The sequence below is a fragment of the Serinibacter arcticus genome (assembly GCF_004786095.1).
GTDB lineage: Bacteria > Actinomycetota > Actinomycetes > Actinomycetales > Beutenbergiaceae > Litorihabitans > Litorihabitans arcticus.
Map to the genome: position 1 here is coordinate 865,666 of NZ_RHPJ01000002.1, position 21,601 is coordinate 887,266.

The following is a 21,601-nucleotide window of genomic DNA, read 5'->3' on the forward strand; positions in this document are numbered from 1 at the left end:
CGGGGATGGCGAGAGTTCCGGCGTCTCGCGCCGGCCCGACCTCAGCGGTCGACGCGCGCCGACCCGCCCCCGGCGAGCTTGAGCACCTCGGCCTTGCTGACCATCGTGGTGTCGCCGGGCGTGGTCATCGCCAGGGCGCCGTGCGCGGCACCGTAGTTGACCGCCGTCGTCAGGTCCTGACCGTCCAGCAGCCCGTAGATGAGACCGGAGGCGAACGAGTCGCCGCCACCCACGCGGTCCAGGATCTCCAGCCCCGCGCGGTGCGTCGCCTCGACGACGCCGGTCTCCTTCGACCAGGCCAGCGCGCCCCAGTCGTTGATCGTGGCGCTGTGGACGGTGCGCAGCGTGGTGCCGATGACCTTGAAGTTCGGGTACGCGGCCGCCGCCGTCTCGATCATCTCCTTGAAGGAGTCCGTCTCGAGGTGGGCGAGGTTCTCGTCCACGCCACCGACCTCGAAGCCGAGCGAGGCGGTGAAGTCCTCCTCGTTGCCGATCATGACGTCGATGTACGGCGCGATCTCCCTGTTGACCTCCTGGGCCTTGGCCTGGCCGCCGATCGACCTCCACAGCGATGGCCGGTAGTTGAGGTCGTAGGAGACGACCGTGCCGTACTCCTTGGCCTTCCTGACCGCGGTGAGGACCGTCTCGGCGGAGGTCTCCGACAGCGCGGCGTAGATGCCGCCGGTGTGCAGCCAGCGCACGCCGTACTCGCCGAACAGCCTGTCCCAGTCCACGTCCTGCGCCCGGAGCTGGGAGGCGGCGGTGAGTCCGCGGTCGGAGACGCCGACGGCGCCGCGCACGCCGAAGCCGCGCTCGGTGAAGTTGAGGCCGTTGCGCACGGTGCGGCCGATGCCGTCGTAGGGCACCCACCGCACGAACTCGGTGTCCAGGCCCCCGGTGAGGATGAGGTCCTCCACCAGGCGCCCGATCTCGTTGTCGGCCAGCGCCGTCACGACGGCGCCGCGCAGGCCGAACGCCCGGCGCAGACCGCGCGAGACGTTGTACTCCCCGCCGCCCTCCGAGGCGCGGAACGAGCGGGCGGTGCGGATGCGACCCTCGCCCGGGTCGAGGCGCAGCATGACCTCGCCGAGCGAGACGGCGTCGTAGCGGCACTCGGAGGCGGGGCGGATCTCGAGGGTGGTGCTCACGGGGGCTCCTGGGGGGTCTGTCGGAGGTGTGGGGGTCAGGCCGACGCCGCGGCGGGACGCAGCGAGCGCGCGAGCTCGACCGCCGTCGTCGTGAGGTCGGTGATGGTGGCGAAAGCGTGCGCGGCGACCGTGGCGGCCGGGACCATCCACGAGCCGCCGACGGCGACGACGCTCGGCAGGGCGAGGTAGTCGCCCAGGTTGGCGGGGCCGACGCCGCCGGTCGGGACGAACTGAACGCCGCCGAACGGGGCCGACAGTGCCACGATGGCGGGCGCGCCGCCCGACGTGCCGGCGGGGAAGAACTTCATCGTGGTCAGACCGAGCTCGAGCGCCGCCTGGATCTCGGTGGCGGTGACGGCACCGGGCAGGACCGCGATGCCGTGCTCCTGGCAGCGCTCGATCACCGCGCGGCTCGTGCCGGGGGAGACGACGTACTGCGCGCCGGCGGCCACGGCCGTGTCGACCTGCGCCGGGGTGAGCACCGTGCCGGCACCCACGAGGATGTCGCCGCGGTCCGCCATCGCGCGGATCGAGTCGGCGGCGGCCGGGGTGCGGAAGGTGACCTCCGCGACCGGGAGGCCGCCGGCGACGAGGGCGCCGGCCAGGCCGTCGGCGTCGGCGGCGTCGTGCAGGACCACCACCGGCACGAGGGTGGCGGCGGCGAGCTGGGAGAGGACGTCCACGGTGACTCCAGATGGGGTGGGTTGCGGGCAGTGCCGACGAGCAGCGGTCGACCTCGCGTGCCGCGGTGGGGGCGGCGAACGATGGCGAAGCGCCCGGGTCGCCGCGGTCGATGCGGTGGGCGGCTGACTGTCACGTCCGGCCTGGTCCCGGCGGTGCGAACCGGATCGGACGTGACAGTCGCGCGGTCGGACGGACGGGGCGTGACCCTCACCGGGCCGCCTCGTCCAGCCATCCGCCCGCCGGCGGAAGACCGGCCGTCGGCGGGAGGGGGAGCGTGTCAGGCGGGGGTCTTCGCCTCGCCCGGTCGGCCACCGAGGTAGAGCTCCGACAGCTGCGGGTCGGCGAGCAGCTCGGGTGCCGGTCCGGTGATGTGCACGCGACCGAGGTCGAGGACGCAGCCGATGTCCGCCGTCTCCAGCGCGCGCCGCGCGTTCTGCTCCACGAGGAGGACGGCGACGCCGGCGTCGCGCATCCGCACGACCTGCTCGAAGACCTTGGTGGTCGTCTTCGGGTCGAGACCCATCGAGGGCTCGTCGAGCAGCACGACCTTCGGGCTGACCATGAGCGAGCGAGCGAACTCCACCTGCTTCTGCTGGCCGCCCGAGAGCAGGCCGGCCAGCTGCTTCCAGCGCTCCCCGACGATCGGGAACAGGTTCTGCACGAACGTGACGCGCTCGGCGATGACCGCCTTGTCGCGCAGCGTGTACGCGCCGAGCATGACGTTCTCCTGGACCGACATCTCGCGGAACACGCTGTGCCCCTGCAGGACGTGGGCGAGGCCCGAGGTCAGCATCTGCTGCGGGCCCTGTCCGGTGACGTCCGCACCGCCCACGAGGATCTTCCCCGAGGCCGGCTTGAGCAGGCCGCTGGCGACCTTGAGGACCGTGGACTTGCCGGCGCCGTTCGGTCCGACGAGGCAGACCACCGTGGAGGCGGGGACCCGGATGGTCAGGCCGCGCAGGACCATCGCGGCCCTGCCGTAACCGGCCTGGACGTCGTCGAGGACGAGCAGGTCGCCGTCGGGCTTCGCGGCGTTCGCCGTGCTTGTCTGGGGTGAGGTGTCAGACGCCAAGGTAGGCCTCCAGGACGCGAGGGTCGGACTGGACGATGTCGGGTGTGCCCTCGGCGATCGGGCGCCCGCGGTCGAACACGATGACGTGGTGGCTGAGGCTCATCACGAGATCCATGTTGTGCTCGACGATGAGGAAGGTCGTGCCCTCCGCGTTGAGCTCCTGCACGAGCGAGCCGATCCGCCCGATGAGGGAGGGGTTCACGCCACCGGCGGGCTCGTCGAGCATGATCGTGTCCGGATCGCCCATGAGCACGCCCGCCAGCTCGAGCAGCTTCTGCTGACCGTAGGACAGGTCGCGCGCCTCGGCGTTCTCGAGGTGGTCGATGCCCACCCTGACCAGGAGCTGGCGCGCCTTGGTGACCTCCGCCTCGGTGCGGGCGGGAGCCAGCAGGCTCCGGATGCCCGTCCGACGGACGGCGACCAGCACGTTGTCGAGCACGCTCATCCTGGGGAAGATCCGGCACAGCTGGAAGCTGCGCCCGATCCCCGCGTGGGCGATGGCGTGCGGGGCCTTGCCCGTGATGTCGCGATCCTTGAACGTGACCGTGCCCGAGTCGGGCTTGATCATGCCGGTGACGCAGTTGAAGAACGTCGTCTTGCCCGAACCGTTCGGTCCGATGAGGGCGTTGATCTTGCCCTCGTGGAACGTGACGTCGGCGCCGTCGACGGCGCGCACGCCGCCGAAGACCTTCGTCAGTCCCCGGGTGCTGAGGTTCGAGACGGTGGTGGTGGCGCCGCTGGCTGCCGTGGCGGTCATCGCTTCTCCTCCTCGGTCGGGGTGGTGGCGTCCTCGTTCTCGACGCCCTCGCGCTCGGCCTTTCGGCCGGCGAACACCGACGCACCGCTGACACCGGCCGCGCGGTTGCGCTCGGCGAGCTCGCCCGCCGTCATCTCCCGGATGGAGGAGGACTGCGGACCGAACCGCTTGATGCCGGCCTGGAGGGCCGGGATGATCCCGTCGGGCATGAACAGCACGACCAGGGCGAGCAGCAGGCCGGTGGCCACGAGGTGGAACTGCGTGTCGCCGAACTGCAGCTTGAAGACCTCGAGACCGATGCCGACGATGATGGCGCCCACGAGCGGGCCGAGGAGGTGGCGGATGCCGCCGAGCAGCGCCATCAGCACCATGTAGGAGCCGAGCAGGATCGAGAACTGGAAGATCGGGTCCAGGTCGCCGAACCAGAGCGCGTACATCCCGCCGGCCAGGCCGGTGAAGGTGGCCGAGATGATGTAGGCGACGAGCTTGTAGTTGCGCGTCGGGATGCCGAGCGCCTCGGCCTTGTCCTCGTCCTCGCGGATCGCCTTGAGGCCGATGCCGAAGCGCGAGCGGTTGATCGCCCACCACAGCACGAGCATCGCGGCGAGCAGTGCCGCGAACAGGTAGAAGAACACCTGGTGGTGGACCGGGCGCATGAGGTCGGGGAACGGGCGCGGTACGACGAGGCCGTTGGAGCCGCCCGTGAAGCTGCCCCAGCCCTGGAACACCAGGAGCAGGATGAGCACGAACGCGATCGAGACGATCACGAACGACGCGCCGCGCACCCGGAGGGCCGCGATGCCGATCGGGACCGTGATGATCGCGACGACCACGCCGGCCAGCGCCCAGGCCACGAACGAGGGCAGACCCAGGTCCCGCACCAGGATGCCGGTGCCGTAGGCGCCGAGTCCGAACCACGCGGCGTGACCGAGGGAGATGTAGCCGGTGAAACCACCCATGAAGTTCCACGACGTGGCGGTGCAGGCGTAGGACAGGATCACGACGCCGGCCGAGAGGATGTAGGCGTTCGGCGCGGCGGCGGGGAAGATCCCGACGACCACGGCGGCCACGATGAGGGCGACGACGGTGGCGATCTTCCGCCGGCGCGAGCGGTCGGTGGGGGTGGCAGCGGTGGCGGCGCGCTCGGGCGCGGCCAGCGTGCTAGAAGCGTTGGGCAAGGCGACCTCCGAAGAACCCCTGCGGACGCACCATGAGCGTCACGAACAGTGCCACGTAGAAGATGGTCTGCGCCCACGTCGTCCCGAGCGGGACCTGGAGCAGGCTCTGGCCCACCCCCAGGACGAGGGCGGCGATGGCGGCACCGGGGATCGATCCCAGGCCGCCGACGACGATGATCGCCATCAGCGGTCCGATCCAGTGCCAGTGCAGGGACGGGTAGATGGTGGCGTCCAGCGAGAGGGCCGTGCCGCCGAGCGCCGCCGTCGCCAGGCCGAGGCCGAAGCCGAGACCGGCGACGCCCTCCGTCTTGATGCCGACGAGCTGAGCGGCCTCGGGGTGCTGGATCGTGGCGCGCAGCGCCTGCCCGAAGCGGGTGTGCTTCATCAGCAGGTACAGCGCCAGCAGCGACAGCGCCGCCAGGCCGAACGCGATGAGCTTCACGACGGCGATGCGCGCCCCGAAGATCTCGATGCTCGCGCTGGAGTAGGACAGCTGGATGCGGCGCTGCGTGCCGCCCCAGACGAATCCGACCAGGCCCTCGATGAACAGCGCTATGGCGAAGGTGAGGAGCACCGACATCATCGTGAGGGTCGCGGGGCGGAGCCGCTTGATGAGCAGGCGCTGCATGAGGACGCCGATCCCGAAGAACAGCGGGACGGTGACCACGAGGGTCAGCAGCGGGTCGATCCCGAGGCGGGAGTTGGCGAACCAGGCGAGGTAGGCGGCGAGCACGAGGAACGCCGCGTGGGCGATCATCACGACGCGCATGACGCCGAAGTACAGGGTCAGACCCGCTGCCAGGAGGGCGTAGAGCCCTCCCAGCAGCACGCCCAGGATGAGGCTCTGGAGGAGGAGTGAACCGGTCACGCTTCGATCACCACGCAGGCTTCGGGAAGATGAGCTCGGCCTCGGCCGTCTCGCCGGGCAGGACGATCTCGATGGCGCCGTCGACGTACTGCTGGATGAGGTGCGCGCCCTGCGGCTTGCCCGTCTCGTCCCAGGTCAGCGGGCCGACGACGGTCTCGACCTCGTTGTCCCGCAGCCAGTCGATGAGCTGCTGCTGGCAGTCGCCCTGCTCGGCGCAGCCGACGGCCTCGACCGCGGCGGCGACGACCTGGCCGGTCGTGTAGGCGTTGGCCTCGTCCTCGCCGGGCGGGTTGCCGTGGATCTCGGTGTACTTCTCGACGAAGTCCACGTTGGAGGGCCAGGTCGCGTCGGGCGTGTAGCCGGTCGGGGAGAGGATCCCCTCGGTCTTGGAGCCGATGGCCTCGGAGAACTCGGGGTTGGTCGGGGCCGTGGAGAACGCGGCGAGCTGCGGCTGGTAGTTCAGCTGCTGCAGCGCGACGATGAGGTTGACGGCGTCCTGGTACTGCGTGCCGCCGATGACCATGTCGGCGCCCGAGTCCGCGATCTTGGCCGCGATCGGGGAGAAGTCGGTGGTGTTGGGCGGGTAGACCTCGTCGACGACGATCTCCAGACCGCCCTCCTCGAGCTTGTCCCGGAGGCCGTAGGCGGTGCCCTGGGCGAACGGGTCGTCCATCGAGGCGACGGCGACCGTGGTCGGGCGCTCGCCCTCCGGCATCGCGAGGATCTCGTCGGCCAGGTAGTTGTAGTGGTCCTGCGCGATGGCGGGCGCGGCGTAGAAGAGGTTGTCGAAGCCCTGCTCGAACACCTCGGCGGCGGCGCCGGCCGGCTCGACGAAGAGCATTCCGTACTCCTGCGCGACGCGGGCCGAGGGCACGACGAGGCGCGTGGAGAACGGTCCGAAGACGAGGTCGACCTCGTCCTGCGCGATCAGCACCTCGTAGTCCGCCACGACGCGGTCGGCGTTGGACTGGTCGTCCAGGATCTTGAGCTCGACCTGGCGACCGAGCAGGCCGCCGTCGTCGTTGATGATCTGGGCCCAGGCCTCGTACCCGCGCTGGACGCCCTTGCCGGGCTCGGAGAAGTCGCCGGTCAGGGGGAGGGAGATGCCGATGACGATCGGGTCGTCGGACCCGCCGTCGCCGTCCCCGCCGCCGCTGCCGCCACCGCCGTCGGCGCAGGCGGAGAGGGTCAGCATGACCGCCGCTGCGGCGGCCGCCGTCAGGGTTCGTGCTCGGGTGCTGCTGGTACCGCGGATGCGGCGCGTTGGTTGTGCCACGGCTCTTGCTCCTACCTCGTCGTAAGAAGTCATGCACTGGTGCCCACCCCTGCGCCCGATCGACACCGATCTTGGAAAGCGCATTCAGAAAGCGGTTACTGCACCGTATGCTGCAGATGTGATCCACGCAACACCGAAGTTGCATCGTGATCAACTCGACACCCTGGAGGGCGTGCGATGGCGCACCGGTGGCAGGAGCGGGAGAGGTCGGGCGCGCCGCGCCTGACGGATGTGGCGGTGCTCGCGGGGGTGTCGATCGCGACGGCGTCGCGTGCGCTGTCCGGTGGCGGGGTGGTCTCACCCGGTCTGACGCGCCGCGTGCTCGAGGCGGCTGACGAGCTCAGCTACACGGTCAACCCGCACGCGCGCTCGCTCGCCGGCGGGCTGACCTCGGTGCTGGGGCTGATGGTCTACGAGATCGACGACCCCTACTTCGCCGAGATCGCCGGCGGCGTCATCCAGGTGGCCGGCGAGCACGGCTGGAGCGTGCAGGTCAGCCACCAGGACCGCGAGGCGGCGAGCGACCTTGCCGGGGTGCGGATGCTGCGCGGGCAGCGCGTGGGGGCGCTGATCATCGCCGGGTCCGGCTACCGGGACCCCGCCAAGAACGCCACGGTGAACGCCGAGCTCGAGGCCTACGCGGCCTCGGGTGGGCGGCTGGTGGCGATCGGGCACCGCGACATCGGCTGCGACGCGGTGCTGCCGGACAACGTCGGAGCGGCGCGCGTCGCCGCCGAGCACCTCATCGCGCTCGGGCACCGGCGCATCGGTGTGATCTCGGGTCCGGACACGCTGACGACCGTCGTGGACCGGGGCCGAGGGATCGATCGGGCGGCGCGCGCCGCCGACGTCGAGGAGATCGTCTGGGCGCACGCGGCCTTCACGCGCGACGGCGGACGGGCCGCGACCGTCCGCCTCCTGGACTCGCACCCCGGCCTGACGGCGATCATCGCGCTGAACGACACCATGGCGACCGGGGCGCTGTCGGTGCTGCGCGAGCGGGGGATCCCGGTGCCGCAGGCGGTGTCGGTCACGGGGATCGACGACGTCCAGGTGGCGCAGGACCTCGCCCCCGCGCTGACGACGGTCCGGCTGCCCATGGCGAGCATGGGCCGGCAGGCCGCGCGGCTCGCGCTGCGCCCCGCCGGCGGTGAGCCGACCGTGAGGGAGGTCGGTCACGAGCTGGTGGTACGAGCCTCGACCGCGCCGCCGCCCGCGTAGCTCGTCGTCGGTCGCGGTGGCGGGCTCCCGCTCGTTCCTGGCGCCGCGGCCGTCGGGGCGTGCCGGCGGCGTGCCGCCAGGAGCGGCCAGGTGCGGGCCGTCGGCGGAGCTCGTGGCATCGCCGCAGGTCAGGGAGGCGCGGGTCGGCGGGTGCTCGCGCTCAGCCGCTCAGGGCGGCACCGGTCCGCCCCGGCTGAGGCTGCGACGGGATCCGGGGCCGGGGCGAGCGGCGGCGCCACCGCCGAACCGCCCCGAAAACGAACCCGTCGCAAACTGACCGTTGCCACCCGGCTCGCCGCGTGCAACGCTGACTGCGCGTGAAAGCGCTTCCCAACGATGAGGAGCCGGACGATGACGTCTGCACGACCCCGCACGACACCCCTACGGACGGGCCTCGCGCTCGCCCTCTCGGCGGCGCTCGCCGTCTCCGTGGCCGCCGTCCCGGCGTCGGCCGCCCCCGACCAACCACCGCCCGACACCCCCGCCGCCCCGGCAGGAACCGAGGCCGCCGCAGCTGCGGCCGACGTCGCGGGCTTCACCGAGCACCTCACCTTCGAGGGCTACACCGTCGGCCCGCTCGACGGCCAGGACGGTTGGACGTCCCACCCCGCCGGCCAGGTCGTCCTCGACCCGGTCAACCAGAACAACCGCGCACTCGAGCTGACGGGCGGCAACCGCTCCGCCCACCGTGCGATCACCCCGATCGAGGACGGCGCCACCGGCACCGTCTTCCTCCGGATGCGGCGCGACGCGTCCTCCGACAACTCCTTCGGCGTGACCGACGTCGACGCGCCGTCGACCACCTCCCACAGCCGCGCCTACGTCAACAACCAGAACAGCGACGTCCTCAAGGTCCGCAACGGCGGCGCGTTCGCCGACGTCGGCACCTGGTCGGAGGACGTCTGGCAGTGCGTGTGGATCGTGGCGGACAACGCCACCGACCGCGTCACCGTCTACAGCCAGGGCGGGATCTACGAGGAGCAGACCCGGCTCCCCGCCGGAGCCGAGCAGACGTTCGGCTTCCGCGAGAGCGTCACCGGCGCGCTCGACCGCTTCTTCTGGATCAACGGCGGCAACAGCGCGGGCCGCATCATGCTCGACGACGTCGCGATCGACCCCACGGGCGCCAACCTCGCGCTGCCCACGGGAAACGTCGCGGACTGCGAGTCGGCCGACGGCGGACCGGTCCAGCCCCTGGAGAACCCGCTCCCCGACCCGACGCCCGTCAGCCTGGGCATCGAGGTCGAGGAGTTCGCCCAGCTCCCCGCGTCCACCACGACGCCGGCCGCGAGCGACCAGCGCCTCATCCGTCACAACCGGGTGCAGCACGTCGACGAGGTCCCGGACGGCTCCGGCCGGCTGGCCGTACCGGACATGAACGCGATCCTGTACCTGGTGGACGAGGCCACGGGCGATCACGTGCCCTACCTGAACGTGCGCGAGCAGTTCGTCGACAACTTCCACAACAGCGCCGGCCTCGGCACGGGTCTCGGCTTCGTGGAGTTCCACCCCGAGTTCGGTGAGAACGGCAAGTTCTACACCGTCCACACGGAGGCCGGGACGGCGCTCACGCAGGACACCCCCGACTTCCCCGGCTTCGGCACGACGGGCTTCCACAGCGTCATCACCGAGTGGACGGCGACCGACCCGGCCGCCGCCACGTTCGCCGGGACCAGTCGCGAGGTGATGCGCGTGCCGTTCGGCGGACGCGTCCACACCGTGCAGCAGATCGCGTTCAACCCGACGGTGGAGAAGGGCGAGGCCGACTACGGCAACCTCTACGTGCTCGTGGGCGACGGCGGCAACGGCGTCGGCAACGGCAACCCCCAGGACCTGACGACGCCGCAGGGCAAGATCTTCCGCATCGACCCGCTGGGGACGGACAGCACCAACGGCGAGTACGGCATCCCGGCGGACAACCCGTTCCTGGGGACGGCAGGGGCCCTCGGCGAGATCTACGCCGTCGGCATGCGCGACCCCCACCGCATCAGCTGGGACCCGGAGGGCGAGAACACCCTCTACCTCGGCCACATCGGCGAGTGGCAGGTCGAGTCCGTCTACGCCGTCGAGGCGGGCGACAACTTCGGCTGGTCGCAGCGCGAGGGCTCGTTCCTCGCCGAGAACCGTCAGATCTACCCGCTGCCGGCTGACGACGCCGAGAACGGGTTCACCTACCCGGTGGCGGCCTACGACCACAACCGCGACCCCGGTCAGACCGGCGACGCCGGGGTGGCCCTGAACGGCGGGTTCGTCTACCGCGGCGACATCGAGGAGCTGCGCGGCAAGTACCTGTTCACGGACCTCGTGCGCGGGTGGGTGCTGTCCACCGAGGCCGACGAGATGGTTCGCAACGACGGCGACATCGAGGATCTGGCGGAGATCAGCCAGCTCAAGGTGTTCGTCGACGGCGAGGAGACGACGTTCCAGGAGCTGGTCGGGGACACGCGCGTCGACCTGCGCTTCGGCTCGGACGGCGGAGACCAGCTGTACCTGGTCTCCAAGGCCGACGGGAAGATGTGGAAGGTCGTCGGCGCCCGCGAGGGTGAGGTGGAGCCGCCGTTCGAGGCCGCCCCGCAGGTCCTGCCGGAGCTGGCACCGAGCCTCGTGGCGCACTACGGCTTCGACACGCCCCTGGAGGGCGACCCGACCAAGGAGACCGACCTCGGCTACTCGGGCACCGCGATCGACCTCGTCAACGGCGGGGTGGAGATGCGCGTGGCCGACTCCGCCTACCCGGGTGCCGGCGAGGCGCTGCAGACCCAGCAGGTGAACAAGCACGCGGTCTCCAACGACGACTGGAAGGCCGGCATCTACGACGAGGGCGGGGTCGAGACCCTGCGGCCGTTCGCCGGCACCGACGAGACCACCGTGATGGGCTGGTTCAAGCCCGAGGGCGACATGCCCGCCCTCAACTCCACGACCCCGGACCCGAACGACCGCTTCAACGCGATCGGGCTGGCCGGGACCCTGTCCGGCAGCTCCGACGGGCACGCCGTCCGTGCGCTGCTCGAGGTCATCAACGTGAACGGTGAGCAGCGCCTCGTGGCGCTGGCGCGGCGCGTGGACGGCGGCGCGTCCTGGACGTACGCCGCTCAGATGCCGTGGGATGAGATCCTGAAGCAGGGCGAGTGGGTGCACCTGTCGGCCACCTTCGACTTCGCCGGGGGCTCGATGGCGCTGTACATGAACGGCGAGCCGCTCGAGGGCTTCTACACCAGCACCACCAACCCGTGGGGCCAGGGCAGCGCGACCGACACCGACCCGCGCGGGATCAAGATCGGCGGCAGCTACCCGCAGAACACGCGCGAGCAGAACCCGTTCAACGGTCGGATGGACGACCTGATGTTCCTCGACTCGGCCGCGACGGCCGGGCAGGTGGCGGCGCAGTACGCGCGCTACGCCGTCGAGGACGTCGAGCCGCCGCTGGTGCCCACCTGCACGCCGTCGGGCACCGAGATCACGGCCGGCGCGGACGCGGAGAGCTGGGAGCCGCGCACGCCGTCGAAGTGGCAGTTCCCGGGCGAGGAGATCGTCCTGGCCGAGAAGGGGGACAACCCGAACGACGGCATCCGCCGGCCGTTCGAGTACGCGATCCTCGCGCAGGGCCCGGAGCTCGCCTCGTTCGAGCTGGAGGCCGAGGTCCGGCTCGACGAGCCGGTCGACGTCAACAACCGTGACGTCATCCTGGTGTTCGGACACCGGTCCGACACCGAGTACTACTACGCCCACCTCAGCCAGGACAACACGATCTACGCCCACAACGGCATCTTCAAGGTCGACGGCAAGGACCGCGAGCGCATCGACGACCAGTGGAACCCCGAGACCGAGATCGGCGCTCCGCCGGCCGTGACGGACGACGACTGGCACGACGTTCGCCTCGTGCACTGCGCCGAGACCGGGGAGATCGCCGTGTACCTCGACGGTCTCGAGCGGCCGCTGATGACGGCGACCGACGACACCTTCACCTCGGGTCGTGTGGGCTTCGGCTCCTTCGACAACATCGGGCGCCTGCGCAACCTCACGGTGACGGGCACTCCCGTCGAGCAGCCCGAGCCGATCTCGTTCGTCGACGTGGCGGAGGACAACCAGTTCTTCCGCGAGATCTCGTGGCTGGCCGAGCGCGGCATCACCCGCGGGTGGGACCTGCCCGACGGCACGAAGGAGTTCCGCCCCGTGACGCCGGTGGCGCGCGACGCGATGGCGGCGTTCCTCTACCGCCTGGCCGTCCTCGCCGGGGAGCCCGAGTTCACCCCGCCGGCGACCTCGCCGTTCACGGACGTGAGCACGAGCAACCAGTTCTACCGGGAGATCGCCTGGCTCCACGCGAAGGAGATCTCCACGGGCTGGGCCAACGGGGACGGGACGTTCTCGTACCGCCCGCTGGCTCCGATCGCGCGTGACGCGATGGCGGCGTTCCTCTTCCGGTACGCCGAGGTCGCCTCCTACGACGCGCCGACGGTCTCGCCGTTCGACGACGTCGCGACCGGCAACCAGTTCTACCGGGAGATCGCCTGGCTCGAGGAGGAGGGCATCGCCACCGGCTGGCGCGACGGGAACGACGGCACGACGCTCTACCGGCCGCTCAGCCCGGTCAACCGGGACGCGATGGCCGCGTTCATGTACCGGCTGACGAACCCGGAGGCCTGAGCCTCACCCGCACGGATTCGCCGGACGGCGGGGCTCACCTCACGGTGGGCCCCGCCGTCTAGTGTGTGGACATGGTGCAGCGGGTGACCCTGAGCGACGTGGCCAGGGAGGCGGGGGTGTCGCTGGCGACGGCGTCGCGAGCGATCAACGGTTCGGCCGACCGCTCCGTGCGGCCCGAGCTCGTCGAACGGGTGACGGAGGCGGCCGCACGGCTGCAGTACACGCCCGACGCGACGGCGCAGGCGATGGCGCGGGGGCGCACGACGACGCTCGGTCTCCTCGTGCACGACATCGCCGACCCCTACTTCTCGGCGATCGCGGCCGCCGTCGTGCGCACGGCCGAGGCGGAGGGACTCCAGGTCTCCCTCGCCACGACCCAGAACGACCCGGCCAGGGAGGCGCAGCTGATCGACCTCATGCGCCGCCAGCGGGCGCGGGCGGTGGTGATCGCCGGCGGCCGGTCGGCGGGCGAGCGCTCGGACGCGCTGGCCGAGTCCCTCGCCGCGCTGGGGCGACAGGGCGTGGGGATCGCCGCCATCGGGCAGCCCGTGCCCGGGGTGGCCTCGGTCGCCGTCGACAACCGGGGCGGAGCCGCGGCCCTGGCGGCGTCGCTGCTCGACCTCGGCTACCGCCGCTTCGCCGTGCTGGGCGGTCCGACCGATCGTGTCACCGCCCGCGACCGGCGCGAAGGGTTCCTCGACGCGCTGGGGGATCGTGGGTCGGTGGCCTCGAGCGTCGAGACCGCCTTCACGTGGGAGGGCGGGCACCGCGCTCTGCTGCGGCTGGCGCAGGACGGCGTCCTGGCGGACGTCGACGCCGTCGTCGCCACGAACGACGTGATGGCGCTGGGGGCGCTCGCGGCCGCGCGCGAGCTCGGCCTCGGCGTGCCGCAGGACGTGGCGCTGGCCGGTTTCGGGGGGATCTCGACGCTGCGCGACGTCGTGCCGACGCTCACCACGGTGACGGTCCCCATGGACGAGCTCGGCGTGCGTGCCGTGCGCCTGGCACTCGGCGACCAGGGCGACGTCGTGGAGTCGGTGGGCTGCGACGTCGTGATCGGCGGGTCGACGCCGGACCTGCGCGGCGCGTAGGCGCCATCCCATGCGTTTCGTTGACGAGCCGCTTCCGTCACCCTAGGATGGAAAGCGCTTCCCTACGGATCTCTCAGCAACGGAGCCACGATGACCCGCACCCTTCGCATCGCCATGAACGGCATCACCGGCCGGATGGGCTATCGCCAGCACCTGCTGCGCTCGATCCTGCCGATCCGCGAGCAGGGCGGGGTGACGCTTCCCGACGGCTCGACGCTCCAGGTCGAACCGGTGCTCATCGGACGCAACGCCGACAAGGTCGAGGCGCTGGCGAAGCAGCACGGGGTCGAGCGGTGGAGCACGGACCTCGACGCGGTCATCGACGACCCCGAGACCGACATCGTCTTCGACGCCTCCATGACGTCGCTGCGCTACGCCACGCTCGCGCGGGCGATGCGGGCCGGCAAGCACATCTACACCGAGAAGCCGACGGCGGAGACCCTCGCCGAGGCGGTCGACCTCGCCAGGATCCGCCGCGAGACCGGCGTGACCGCCGGCGTCGTGCACGACAAGCTCTACCTGCCGGGCCTCGTGAAGCTGCGTCGGCTGGTGGACGAGGGCTTCTTCGGCCGCATCATCTCGCTGCGCGGCGAGTTCGGGTACTGGGTCTTCGAGGGTGAGCTCCAGCCCGCGCAGCGGCCGTCGTGGAACTACCGCAAGCAGGACGGCGGCGGCATGACCACCGACATGTTCTGCCACTGGAACTACGTGCTCGAGGGCATCATCGGCTCGGTCGAGACGGTCTCGAGCCAGACGGTCACGCACATCCCCACGCGCTGGGACGAGCAGGGCGAGGCCTACGAGGCCACGGCCGACGACGCCGCGTACGGCACGTTCCAGCTCCGCACACCGCAGGGCGACCCCGTCGTCGCCCAGATCAACTCCTCCTGGGCCGTGCGCGTGCACCGCGACGAGCTCGTGGAGTTCCAGGTCGACGGCACGCACGGCTCCGCCGTCGCCGGGCTGTTCAGCTGCGTGGCGCAGCAGCGGGCCAGCACACCCAAGCCGGTCTGGAACCCCGATCTGCCGACCACGGAGAAGTTCCGCGAGCAGTGGCTCGACGTGCCCGCCAACGCTGAGCTCGACAACGGTTTCAAGGCGCAGTGGGAGGAGTTCCTGCGGGACGTGGCCGCCGGCCGCGAGCACCGCTTCGACCTGCTCTCCGCGGCGCGCGGCGTCCAGCTCGCCGAGCTCGGTCTGCAGTCCTCCGAGCAGGGCCGGCGGCTGCCGGTCCCGGAGATCGTGCTGTGAACGCGGTCGAGTCCGCGCTCGGGGGCGACGCCGTCGTCGGGACCCTGTCGGCCCCGGTCGACGACGCCGACGCGACGCGACCGGCCGACCTCGCGCGGCTCTCGCTCAACACGGCCACCACGAAGCACCTCACGCTCGCGCAGGCCGCCGAGGTCGCGGCTGACGCCGGGCTGAGCGCGATCGGGCCCTGGCGCGACCGGGTCCAGGAGGTCGGCGCGGATCGTGCCGCCCAGATCCTCGCGGACTTCGGCCTGCGCGCCTCGTCGCTGTGCCGCGGCGGCTTCCTCACCGCCGCCGATCCCGAGGGACGGGGGGCGGCGCTGGAGGACAACCGGCGCGCGATCGAGGAGGCGGCCACGATCGGCACGTCGGAGCTGATCATGGTCGTCGGCGGGCTGCCCGCCGCGCGGACGCCGGGCGGGCCGGCCGCGCCGCACGCGCCCGGACCCGGGGTGGACCCCGGGCGCGACCTCGTGGGCGCGCGCGGCCGCGTCGCCGACCGGATCGGCGAGCTCGTGCCGTACGCGGCGCAGCACGGCGTGCGGCTCGTGCTCGAACCGCTGCACCCGATCTTCGCCGCGGACCGCGCCGTCATCTCCACGCTGGGCCAGGCGCTGACGCTGGCGGAGTCGTTCGAGAGCTCCGCCGTCGGCGTCGTCGTGGACACCTACCACGTGTGGTGGGACCCGCGGCTGAAGCAGATGATCGACCGGGCGGGGATGGAGAAGCGCATCGCGTCCTACCAGGTGTGCGACTGGACGCTCCCGCTGGCGGCGGATCCGCTGCTCTCGCGCGGGCACGTGGGGGACGGCTACGTCGACTTCGCGTCCATCACGAGCTGGATCGCGGCGACGCGCTACCGCGGCGACATCGAGGTCGAGATCTTCAACGAGGACGTCTGGTCGGCGCCGCCGGAGCAGACCCTGGCCACGATGATCGACCGCTACCGGCGGTTCGTGGCGCCGCACCTGTAGGTCGTCGGCGCACCACCGGAGGGGCCCCCGCGGAATGCGCGGGGGCCCTTCCGGCGTTGGGCTCCACATGACGACCTACGGAATCATCGGGGCAGGAAACATCGGTTCGCAGGTGGCGCGGGCGCTCGTCGCGCTCGGCGAGGACGTCGTGATCGCCAACTCGCGCGGTCCGGAGACGCTCGCGCCGCTGATCGCCGAGCTCGGCGACCGCGCGAGGGCCGCCACGGCGCAGGAGGCCGCGCAGGCCGCGGACGTCGCCGTCGTCTCGGTCCCGCTCCGCAGCTACCGCGAGGTGCCGGTGGCGGAGCTCGCCGGCAAGGTCGTGCTCGACACCAACAACTACTACTGGGAGCGGGACGGGCACATCCCGGAGCTCGACCGGGGCGAGGTCACGGTCTCGGGGATGCTCCAGGAGCACCTGCCGACGTCGACGGTGGTGAAGGCCTTCAACCACATCGAGGCGGCGGACATCACCACGACCGGCACCCCCGCGGGCACCCCCGACCGCCGGGCGCTCGCGACCGCGTCGGACGCCGACGAGGCGGTCGAGCTCGTGACCGAGCTCTACGACCGGATCGGGTTCGACACGGTCTCCGCCGGGCCGCTGGCGGAGTCCTGGCGGGTCGAGCGCGACCGGCCGGCGTACGGCGTGCGTCAGAACGCGCAGGAGCTGCGCGAGAACCTCGCGCGCGGCTTCCGCGTGCGGCCCGAGGACGCCGTCGGCTGACGAGGCTCGGGACGGACGGACGGACGGACGGACGGACGGGCGGACGGGCGGACCGACGGACGGGCGGACGGACCGACGGACCGGCGGCGTCAGTAGACGTTGCCGCTCTCGCGGAAGTCGCGCCAGACGTTCTCGAAGAAGTCGTCGTCCTCGGGCAGCGGGCGGCGCGGGCGCCAGCGGAACGCGGCCGTCCCCGCCCGCTCGTCGCCCGCCCGCTGCCCGCCGTCGGCCGCCTGCGCGGCCCAGCTCTCGCCGTCGGCCACGTGCGAGGACCCCACGGCCTCACCCGGCGCGAGCAGCGCGGACTCCTGGACGACCTCGTCGAGCTCGCCGCCGTCGAGCCGGAACCGGAAGACGTCCGGCAGGTCGGACAGCGGCGAGCCTGCCCTCTCGCCCCAGCTCGCCTCCGGCAGGTCGCCGGACGGGTCGGAGTAGAGCACCGACCCGCGCGAGCGGCCGCCGTGCGCGACGTAGTCCCGCATCGCCGACAGGTAGACGTAGGCCGACGTGAGGGTGTCGCGCACGAGGAAGATCCGGTTGACGGACTGGCGCGAGGACGCGGAGGCGGTCACGTCGTCGTCGTAGCTCGCGAGCCACGCGCGCACCTGCGCGAGCGCCTCCTCGATCGACGTCGCGCTGCGCACCGGACCGGCCTTCTCGCTCATCAGCGCCTGCACGTCGCGCAGGATGTCGGCCGTGTTCTCCGCGGTCCCGGCCGCGGCGCGGCCCGTCGCGGCGGCGACCAGCGCCTGCGCCTGCGCCACCACGGGGGCGGCGGCCTCGGCGAACGCGGCGTCGTCCAGCACGGGGGCGGCGACGGCGTCGCGCCGGGCCGCGATGAACTGCGCGGCGCGCGTGGCGCCCACCTGGCCCGAGTTCAGCGCCGCGCCGCCCGGGCGGTAGACGCCGTGCGCGCCGCCCGCCTCGCCGACCGGGAACAGCCCGGCGACGTTGGACTGCCACCACGCGTCCACCACGAGGCCGCCGTTGTTGTGCTGCGCGCAGACGTCGACCTCGAGCAGGTCCGTCGTCAGGTCCACGTACGGGTTCTTCTCGAGGTAGAAGCGGTAGGCCGGCTCGTTCATGGTGCGCAGGCGTTCGATGGGCGTTCCCGTGAGGGCGCCCGCACGCTCGAGGTAGGCGAACGCCTCGGGCGAGAGCGCGCTCGGGTCGAACTCCTCCTTCACGGGGTTGCGCGTGAAGTCGAGGAAGACGCGCCGCCCCCGCAGCACCGTCTCGCGGTAGACCAGCAGGTCGATCAGGCTCGAGCCGTCGCGCGCCTTGCGGATGTCGAAGGGCCACTGGTAGCCCTTGAGGAAGACGAGGCTCATGAGGTGGCCGTAGTCGTCGATGACCTCGGTGAGGAACTCACGCTCGTCACCGCCGTCGGCGTCGAAGGACACGAACCGCGGCACCACCTGCATGTACGTGCCCGAGACGTTCCACCGCGGTTTGGTCGAGGCGAGCCCGAACTGCCACTCCGTGAGGTTCTTGCCGTGCACCCCGGCGCGGTAGGCGGCGCCCGAGGCGCCCCACTGACCGTTCGGGAAGACGCGCGTGCGGTACATGCCGGCGGGGCCGCCGGTGGCGTAGACGAGGTTGGCGCAGCGCAGCAGCAGGTAGGGGGAGCGCGGCTCGTCCTCCGCGGCCGCGGAGTCGTCTCCCTCCTCCACGACGTGCGGCACGTCCGTGCGCAGCACGAGCAGTCCGGCGACGGCGCGCCTCCCGTCCGGCGCGGTCGTCGTGACGACGTCGACCACGCGGCACTCGTCCAGCACGGGGGTGCCGTCGCGCTGCACCTTCTTCTCGAGCTGCGTGACCATCGAGCGGCTCGTGTACGGACCGACCGAGGTCGCGCGACGGCGGGGGTCGTGGTCGGTCTTGTAGCCGATGAACTCGCCGTAGCGGTTCTGCGGGAACGGCACGCCGAGGTCCACCAGGTGCAGGAAGCCGCGCGCCGAGAGGGCCGCCTCGGCGAGCGCGTTGTCACCGTCCATCGCGCCGCCCGCGAACAGCGTCTGCGCCATCTCGTGCACGGAGTCGTCGTCGCCGCCCGACAGGGTGAGCTTGTAGTAGGTCTGCTTGTCGCTCCCGGCGTTGCGGCTCGCCCCCGCGCCGATCTTGTCGGCGACGACGACCACGTCGTCCTCGCCGAGGTCGTGCAGCCGGTCGGCGGCGCAGTAGCCGGCCGAGCCCGTCCCGACGACGACGGTGTGGGTGGTCAGGACGGGGACGGGCAGGCCGTCGATGCGCAGGAGGGTGGGTTCGGTGCGAGGGATGGTCACGGGGTCGCGGTCCTCAGAGCGTCGGGATGTGGAAGCCGCCGTCGACGTTGACGACCTCACCGGTGGAGTAGGGGATCTGGCCCGAGGCCAGGATGGCGACGGCGCCGGCGACGTCGGAGGGTCGGCCCCAGCGCGCGATCGGCACGTTTCCGTCGGCGAAGAACGCGTCGTACTTGCCCTTCACGCCGGCCGTCATGTCGGTCTCGATGATGCCCGGTCGGACCTCGTAGACCACGATCCCCTCGGGGGCGAGCCGGGCGGCGAACAGCTGCGTCGCCATCCCCACGCCCGCCTTGGACAGGCAGTAGTCGCCGCGGTTGACGCTGACGGTGACGGCCGAGGTGGAGGAGACGTTGACGATCGTGGCGAGCGGGCGGAGAGGGGCTGCGGGGGAGTCGGCAGCGGGTACGACGGCGTCGTCGCGCAGCGCGAGGACCCGGTTCGCGAACAGCTGCGTGAGGAAGTACGGACCGCGCAGGTTGATGCCGATGACGCGGTCGAAGCTCTCCGTCGTCGCCTCGAGGATGTCGGCGCGCACGCTCGGGGCGACGCCGGCGTTGTTGACCAGGAGATCGAGCCGCCCCCAGGCCTCGACGGCGTCCTCGACGTAGCGCGCGTGGTCGGCCGGGTCGGCGACGGAACCCTGCACGTAGCGCACGCGGGCGGGGTCGCCGGCCAGCTCGCGGAGCGGATCCAGCACGTCGGCCGGCTCGGGGCGCGTCGCGAGGATCGAGACGCGGTACCCGTCGGCGAGCAACCGCTCCGTGATGCCGAGCCCGATGCCGCGACTCCCGCCGGTGACGAGGGCGACGGGGGAGCTGGCGGAGTCGTGCGTCATGGAGGTCCTCACGGTCGAGCTGCTGTCGGCATTGACGGTAAGCGCTATCCAAACACGTGCCACCCCACGTGTCCACCGTGAGCGTCCCCCGACGACACCGACACGGCCGCCGAGAACGTCCTGGCTCGCGTCATCCGCCCCCGGAACGCGGGCCAGGACGTTCTCGGCGGTGGGGTGCGGTGGGGGCGCTAGGGGAGGGGGCCGAGGATCGAGGTCGCGATCGTGCCGTGGGCCGACTCCTCGTCGCTCGGGTGGAAGATCCCGGCGAGCACGTCGCGGTAGAGCCGGCCGATCTCGCTCCCGTTCGCGTACGACGCGCCACCGCTCACCCGCACGACCTGGTCGACGACGGCGCGCGCGTCCTCCACCGCCCGCACCTTCAGCCCCACGAGCTGCGCGAACCACCGCGCACCGTGGTCGGCGCCCTCGTCCACGTCGCGCGCGAGGGCGAGCACCTGCAGGCGTGCGCCGTCCTGCCGCATCGCCGCCGCGGCCACCGTCCACCGGATGTCGGGGTCGACGGCGTAGGTCGCGCCGTCGTTCCTCCGCGAGCGTCGGCGGTGCGCCGCCTCGGCGCCCAGCTCCACCGCCCGGCCCGCGAGGCCGGTGTAGACCGCGGCGATCAGCACCTCGAACGTCGCGAACAGCGCGAACACGAACGGATCGGCGCTCGGCCCGATCGGCAGGGACCGGTAGACGCGGTCGGCGGGGGCGTGCGCACCGTCCAGCACGGTGCTGCGCGACTGGGTCGCGCGCATCCCCAGCGTGTTCCAGTCGTCCTTCGTCGACGTCCCCTCGCGCGTGACGACGGCGTGCACCAGCCGCGGGCCGGCGGGGTCGGTGTCGTCGCGACCGAAGGTCGCCAGCCGGGTCCACACCGGTGCGAGCGACGTGAAGATCTTGGTGCCGTGGAAGCGGTAGCCGCCCTCGCCGTCGGGTACCGCGCGCGTGAGCGAGTCGAACATGACGAGGTCGTTGCCCGCCTCGGAGTTGCCGAACGCGAAGATCTCGCCGGCGGCGGCCTCGCGAAGGATGAAGGCGACGGAGTCGTCGCCGCCGGCGTCGAGGCGGGCCGCCAGCCCGGTGACCGCCAGGTGCATGCCGACGCACAGCGCCGTGGCCGGGGCGGCCGCCGCCAGCCGCATCTGCTCGCGCGCGACCTCCTCGAGCGTGAAGCCGGCCCCGCCGAGGTCCTCCGGGACGAACGCCCGGAGGTAGCCCAGGGACGCCAGCTCCTCGAGGTCCGCGTGCGGGAAGGTGTTCTCCGCGTCGTGCGCGGGGGCGCGCTCGTGGATGCGAGCGAGGACGTCGTCGGTGAGCAGCGTGCGGATCGTGCGTGCCATGCCGTCAGCCTGCCACCGGACCGCGGCGACGGCGTCGAACGGCCGGTCGGAGTCCCGCCGGGGCCGACCCGACCCCGGAGATGGCTGTGGCCGGTCAGCAGGGGGACTGCAACCGGCCACAGCACTCACGTCCGCGACGTTGAGGACGGCCTCACGCTAACCCACCGTCGGTGACGTGGCTCACGCACGGGACGCCGCCCGGCGGATCGATGCCACATCGTGACCTTCGATCGCCGGACGG

Annotated in this window: 16 protein-coding genes; 6 read left to right on the plus strand and 10 right to left on the minus strand. The window is 71.9% G+C overall.

Features of this window, described 5'->3' with window-relative positions; genetic code table 11:
- Window positions 1–41: 41 nt before the first annotated feature.
- From SERN_RS08595 to SERN_RS08625, 7 genes are all read right to left on the minus strand, one after another.
- Entirely contained in the window at window positions 42–1,148 is a 1,107-nt protein-coding gene (locus SERN_RS08595; RefSeq protein ID WP_135849666.1) for a sugar kinase, read from the minus strand.
- 35 nt (window positions 1,149–1,183) lie between these two features.
- On the minus strand, window positions 1,184–1,831 hold the full coding sequence (eda, locus tag SERN_RS08600) for a bifunctional 4-hydroxy-2-oxoglutarate aldolase/2-dehydro-3-deoxy-phosphogluconate aldolase (protein WP_135849667.1): 648 nt from the start codon (window positions 1,829–1,831) through the stop codon (window positions 1,184–1,186).
- Between the two features lie 278 nt (window positions 1,832–2,109).
- Entirely contained in the window at window positions 2,110–2,904 is a 795-nt protein-coding gene (locus SERN_RS08605; RefSeq protein WP_233251558.1) for an ABC transporter ATP-binding protein, read from the minus strand.
- A complete protein-coding gene (locus tag SERN_RS08610; RefSeq protein WP_135849668.1) occupies window positions 2,894–3,661 on the minus strand; it encodes an ABC transporter ATP-binding protein in 768 nt (255 codons plus the stop codon). Before SERN_RS08610 ends, SERN_RS08605 begins: the two co-directional genes overlap by 11 nt.
- Window positions 3,658–4,839: a branched-chain amino acid ABC transporter permease gene (locus tag SERN_RS08615; protein WP_233251559.1), complete on the minus strand. Its 1,182-nt coding sequence runs from the start codon at window positions 4,837–4,839 to the stop codon at window positions 3,658–3,660. The genes SERN_RS08610 and SERN_RS08615 overlap by 4 nt, the downstream gene beginning before the upstream one ends.
- Window positions 4,823–5,707, minus strand: a complete 885-nt coding sequence (locus tag SERN_RS08620; RefSeq protein ID WP_135849669.1) for a branched-chain amino acid ABC transporter permease — start codon at window positions 5,705–5,707, stop codon at window positions 4,823–4,825. Before SERN_RS08620 ends, SERN_RS08615 begins: the two co-directional genes overlap by 17 nt.
- Before the next feature lie 7 nt (window positions 5,708–5,714).
- Complete coding sequence (locus SERN_RS08625) at window positions 5,715–6,983, minus strand: amino acid ABC transporter substrate-binding protein (RefSeq protein WP_233251560.1); 1,269 nt, start codon at window positions 6,981–6,983, stop codon at window positions 5,715–5,717.
- Window positions 6,984–7,160: 177 nt separating this feature from the next.
- Here SERN_RS08625 and SERN_RS08630 point away from each other — a divergent pair, with 177 nt between their 5' ends.
- The 6 genes from SERN_RS08630 (at window position 7,161) to SERN_RS08655 (ending at window position 16,894) form a co-directional block, all read left to right on the plus strand.
- Window positions 7,161–8,204, plus strand: coding sequence for a LacI family DNA-binding transcriptional regulator (locus tag SERN_RS08630; RefSeq protein WP_135849670.1), 1,044 nt, complete (start codon window positions 7,161–7,163; stop codon window positions 8,202–8,204).
- 351 nt (window positions 8,205–8,555) lie between these two features.
- Window positions 8,556–12,851: a PQQ-dependent sugar dehydrogenase gene (locus SERN_RS08635; RefSeq protein WP_135849671.1), complete on the plus strand. Its 4,296-nt coding sequence runs from the start codon at window positions 8,556–8,558 to the stop codon at window positions 12,849–12,851.
- A gap of 71 nt (window positions 12,852–12,922) precedes the next feature.
- Window positions 12,923–13,942 carry a LacI family DNA-binding transcriptional regulator gene (locus tag SERN_RS08640; protein WP_135849672.1) on the plus strand — a complete coding sequence of 340 codons (1,020 nt, stop codon included), beginning with the start codon at window positions 12,923–12,925 and terminating at the stop codon, window positions 13,940–13,942.
- Window positions 13,943–14,032: 90 nt separating this feature from the next.
- Entirely contained in the window at window positions 14,033–15,193 is a 1,161-nt protein-coding gene (locus SERN_RS08645) for a Gfo/Idh/MocA family protein (RefSeq protein WP_135849673.1), read from the plus strand.
- A 44-nt stretch (window positions 15,194–15,237) separates the two neighbouring features.
- On the plus strand, window positions 15,238–16,167 hold the full coding sequence (locus tag SERN_RS08650; RefSeq protein ID WP_135849848.1) for a sugar phosphate isomerase/epimerase family protein: 930 nt from the start codon (window positions 15,238–15,240) through the stop codon (window positions 16,165–16,167).
- A gap of 34 nt (window positions 16,168–16,201) precedes the next feature.
- Window positions 16,202–16,894 (plus strand): NADPH-dependent F420 reductase, encoded by a 693-nt coding sequence (locus SERN_RS08655; RefSeq protein ID WP_135849674.1) that lies wholly within the window; start codon window positions 16,202–16,204, stop codon window positions 16,892–16,894.
- 89 nt (window positions 16,895–16,983) lie between these two features.
- Here SERN_RS08655 and SERN_RS08660 read toward each other — a convergent pair whose 3' ends face one another.
- The 3 genes from SERN_RS08660 to SERN_RS08670 form a co-directional block, all read right to left on the minus strand.
- The gene (locus SERN_RS08660) at window positions 16,984–19,179 is read right to left on the minus strand and encodes an FAD-binding protein (protein WP_135849675.1); all 2,196 of its coding nucleotides are present in this window, start codon (window positions 19,177–19,179) and stop codon (window positions 16,984–16,986) included.
- Between the two features lie 13 nt (window positions 19,180–19,192).
- A complete protein-coding gene (locus SERN_RS08665; RefSeq protein ID WP_135849676.1) occupies window positions 19,193–20,017 on the minus strand; it encodes a 3-ketoacyl-ACP reductase in 825 nt (274 codons plus the stop codon).
- A gap of 188 nt (window positions 20,018–20,205) precedes the next feature.
- The gene (locus SERN_RS08670; protein ID WP_135849677.1) at window positions 20,206–21,360 is read right to left on the minus strand and encodes an acyl-CoA dehydrogenase family protein; all 1,155 of its coding nucleotides are present in this window, start codon (window positions 21,358–21,360) and stop codon (window positions 20,206–20,208) included.
- Between the last annotated feature and the right edge of the window lie 241 nt (window positions 21,361–21,601).